Origin of the sequence: Collinsella aerofaciens, from assembly GCF_040920445.1 — a bacterium.
Taxonomy (GTDB): Bacteria; Actinomycetota; Coriobacteriia; order Coriobacteriales; family Coriobacteriaceae; genus Collinsella; species Collinsella aerofaciens_BH.
In genome coordinates this window covers 1-3,227 of record NZ_JBCOTQ010000087.1, presented here as the reverse complement: position 1 = coordinate 3,227, position 3,227 = coordinate 1, and the positions used below count along the sequence as shown (strand labels likewise).

General features: G+C 61.3%; 3 protein-coding genes. 2 read left to right on the top strand and 1 reads right to left on the bottom strand.

Annotation, left to right across the window (positions count from 1 at the left end; genetic code table 11):
- Nucleotides 1–246 precede the first annotated feature (246 nt).
- On the bottom strand, nt 247–2,010 hold the full coding sequence (locus tag AB5405_RS09580) for a coiled-coil domain-containing protein (RefSeq protein ID WP_346979799.1): 1,764 nt from the start codon (nt 2,008–2,010) through the stop codon (nt 247–249).
- 91 nt (nt 2,011–2,101) lie between these two features.
- On the opposite strand from AB5405_RS09580, the gene AB5405_RS09575 reads away from it, so the two are divergent.
- Nucleotides 2,102–2,293, top strand: coding sequence for a dsRNA-binding motif domain-containing protein (locus AB5405_RS09575; RefSeq protein ID WP_148332093.1), 192 nt, complete (start codon nt 2,102–2,104; stop codon nt 2,291–2,293).
- Between the two features lie 11 nt (nt 2,294–2,304).
- Nucleotides 2,305–3,105, top strand: a complete 801-nt coding sequence (locus AB5405_RS09570) for an SDR family NAD(P)-dependent oxidoreductase (protein WP_006235414.1) — start codon at nt 2,305–2,307, stop codon at nt 3,103–3,105.
- Nucleotides 3,106–3,227: the final 122 nt, after the last annotated feature.

The window sequence follows — 3,227 nt, the reverse complement described above, 5'->3', positions numbered from 1 at the left end:
TCACCATTGTCGGCCTAATCCGCGGTCTTTCATGCAGCAGGGGCTCTCAATGTTTTTATGTCCTGCTCATATCGTCTGTGCCGGCACCTGGGGACAGTCCTTATGTCAAGAGATTGGTGGTCGTTGGGGATGTTCTTGTTTGACTAGTCGTTTAAGAACGTCCCCAATGACTATTGAATTGGCTTTTTGAGGGCTAAACAGGAACTATCTCACCGCAACTGCGTTGGGCGTTTTTTGGCGGCTGGTTTACTTGCTCGCGAACAGCCAGATTGCGATGATCACCAGGATTGCGGCGACGACGCAGACGATGGCGCCTGTGAATTTGATGCGTGAGTCGCGGGTACGCTCGCGCACCGCGTCCTCGGCGGCCTCGAGCTGGGCGACTTCTCGCTCGGTCTCGGCGTGTTCGGCTTTGTCTCGGGCCAAGGATCCTGCAAGCGACTCAGTGATCTCTGGGTGGTCGTGCACCTCGGTCGCCTGTTCGATGATTGACTGCGCATGTGCGGCATCTGCTTGGGCGTTGGCGATGCTCTGCTCCTGGTCGCGGCGTGCCTTGTCCTCGGCAGTGATCTTCTCGCGCAGTTCGCGCTGACGAGTCGCGGCGGCAGTCTTCGCCGTCTGCAGCTCGTCGCGCGCGGCATCGGCTTCGGTCGTCACGGCTTGGTGCGCGCGTTTTGCGTCGGCGATAGGGGCTTGAGCTTGCTCGACGGCCTGCTCGGCTGCGGCAAGCGAGTGTTCAAGGTCGGCGGTGATACGCGGGACATCTTCTTCGGCTTTACGCAGGGCATCTGCCGTGTCGGAGATCTGCATCGAGAGCTCGCTGGTGCGCACCGTATAGTTGGCGGGATTTGCCGAGGGATTGCGTTGCAGCTCGGCATACTCATGACGCAGTGTCTCGAGCTGGGCGCGCGTGGCGTCGACGGTTTGTTGTGCGGCGGCAATGCCGGCGTCTCGCTCGGCCTGCACCTTGTCGCGGATGCGCTTGGAATCCTCAAGACGGCGAACGAGGCGGTTGCCGGTCTCGCGCGAGCTCGCCTCGCGGGCCTCCACGGCATCGAGCGCGGCCTTCAGGCGGAGCTCGGTCGCGTCATCCTCTGTCTTCATTTGTTCGAGCTGACCCTTGAGCTCTGCTACTTTGGAAGCATGGACATCGCGATTGATTTCGGCTGCCGCAGCGGTCTTTTGCGCTGTGGCGATCGCCTGGCGCTGGTCGGCGACGATCTGGTCGTAGCGGCCTGCGATATCCTGGCGCGTCTCGAGTTCCTCGGCCTGATCGGCAATGCGCTGCTCAAGTTCGGCCAGGTGGGCGCGGGCATCGGCAAGTGCCTTTTTCGCGGCGTTCATCTCGCGCATGGCCGAGGCGCCCTGGGCGATAAAGGTACCCACGGCGTTCGCAGTGTTCGAGACAGCGGTCCCCAGATCGCGGCTTGCGGCGGGGGAGTGCGGGGCGGTCGGGCGAGCGGTGTCGGCAGCGTCCGCATCGGCAGCCTGCGGCGCGGCGATATTGCCGGTACCGCCCTCGACCACAGAAAAGCCTGCTGCGTGCGGATCGACCGCATCGGCGCCAATCGTGGGGTGCTCGAGCTGCAGAAACGAGGGCATGGTGCTGCCCTGGTCGGCAACCGGAGTCTCGCCGGGCACAAAGGTCGAGGCCGCCTCGGCGGCCTCCTCTTCCTCGGCATCGATATCGGCATCGGCGACGGCGTCTTTCATCGCTTTGACAGCATCCATCATGGAGTCCATGACGGCATCGAGCTCTTCTTCCGAAGACACCTCGATGGGGCCCGCTGCTTGCGGGGCGTCGTCCTGTACAGGGGCGTCGTCCTGAGCGGGCGCATCGTCGTTTTGCTCATCGGCGTTTTCTGTTTCGGGGGTTTCCGCCGTAGCGCTTTCGTTCAAGATGGGGTCGTCGATGTCGATACCATCGCAGGTCACAGCGTCAGTATCTGCGGTGACGTCTGCGGAATCATCAATATGCTGTTGAGTCTGGGGGTCCAGCTCGTCTGTCATAGGCATGTGCTCCTCATCGTTGTTTGTCACCCTATGATAAAGTCTCGCGCCGACATCCCGCGCGCCGCAGCAAAGTTTCAAAACGTGTTCGATGGCTCGATCTGATAGCAATAACTCGATCGCTTTATTCAGTTTGTACTTGACAATCCCTTCGCCGAACGACGTGGTGCCGTTCGCCTGCCATGGGCTTTATTTTTCACTTGAAGAAGCTAAAGTTGCATTTCAGCTTTTGGCGCGTGAAGTTGGATGCGCGCAGTCGGCGGGCGTGCCCGTCGCGATTTGAAAGGACTTTGTATGGGACTTTTCACTGGTAAGACCGTGATCGTCACCGGCGGCGGCAAGGCCACGCTTAAGGACGGTTCCGCTGGCTCCATCGGCTACGGCATCGATATCGCATTTGCCAAGGAGGGCGCGAACCTCGTCATCACCGGCCGCAACGTCGCCAAGCTCGAGGCCGCCAAGGAGTCTCTCGAGGCCGAGTACGGCGTCAAGGTTCTGCCTGTTCAGGCCGATGTCTCGGCTGGTCAGGACAACGAGGCCGTCGTCCAGAACGTCATCGACAAGGCCATTGAGGAGTTCGGCCGCATCGACGCCGTCGTCAACAATGCTCAGGCCAGCGCCTCGGGCGTGACCATCGCCGATCACACCATGGATCAGTTCAACCTGGCCATTTACTCTGGCCTGTATGCCACCTACCTGTACATGCAGAAGGCCTATCCGCACCTGAAGGAGACCAAGGGCTCCGTGGTCAACTTCGCTTCGGGCGCCGGCCTGTTTGGCAATTATGGCCAGTGCAGCTATGCCGCCGCCAAGGAGGGCATCCGCGGCCTGACCCGCGTTGCCGCCAACGAGTGGGGCAAGGACGGCATCAACGTCAACATCGTGTGCCCGCTTGCTTGGACCGCTGCGCTCGAGAACTTCCAGGATGCCTATCCCGAGGCGTTCAAGGCCAACGTCCACATGCCGCCGGCGGGTCACTACGGCGACGTCGAGAAGGAGATCGGCCGCGTTGTCGTTCAGCTCTGCGGTCCCGACTTTAAGTACATGAACGGCGAGACCGTCACCCTCGAGGGTGGCATGGGCCAGCGGCCGTAGGGGTTACGTCTCAGGTTCCGCCGTTCTAACGAACGGCGGACCAGCCGACGCTGCGCGGGCCGCATTTGGACAATCTGACGTTCAACTTCAAGGGCGCGACCAAAAGGTCAGCGCCCTTTCGT